Origin of the sequence: Bartonella sp. AP72JLCBS (assembly GCF_042195705.1) — a bacterium.
In the GTDB taxonomy this organism is placed as follows: Bacteria; Pseudomonadota; Alphaproteobacteria; order Rhizobiales; family Rhizobiaceae; genus Bartonella.
Window position 1 is genome coordinate 1 of sequence record NZ_JBHIOU010000131.1, and the last position, 606, is coordinate 606.

The window sequence follows — 606 nt, forward strand, 5'->3', positions numbered from 1 at the left end:
GCAAAGAAGGCGACAAATCGAAGCAAAAGAATAAGTTTCGTCAACAATCAACAGAAGTTACTACAAACAAAACCACGATAGAAACAGAGGGCAACCTCTCCATGCATGCGCAAAATGGGGATCTCACGCTTGATGCGGCAGGGCTATCAAGTGGTGGTCAGACGCATTTGGCATCAGATACGGGAAAAATCAAGTTTCTGACCAACAAGGATCAAGATTTTAAGGACGTTTATCAGCGTAATGAAAACCTTGTGTGGTGGAGTGAGAGCGATAAAGGTTACCTTAAGGAGACCATCGAGCATGTCACCATAGATGCTAAGGGTGGCATAAAGCTTGATGCGGGTGATGGCTTCGTTGTTGAATATGAGGCAACCGGTGATTTAGACAAATCTCTTGAGCAATTATCTCGCTCCCCAGGCTTGGCATGGATTAAGCAACTGCGTGATGATCCAGAATTATCCAAGCAAGTGGATTGGCAAGCAGTTCGAGCTGAATTTAAAGACTGGGATTATAAAGCCCAAGGGCTGACAGAAGCCGGTGCGGCTCTCGTGGCATTGGCTGTCACGGCGGTTACGGGTGGAGCAGCCTCGGGCGCTGCCAGTGCCA

Annotated in this window: 1 pseudogene; it reads left to right on the forward strand. The window is 48.0% G+C overall.

Annotation, left to right across the window (positions count from 1 at the left end):
* Positions 1-606: pseudogene (locus ACFILO_RS09730) on the forward strand (hypothetical protein); the annotation flags it as partial.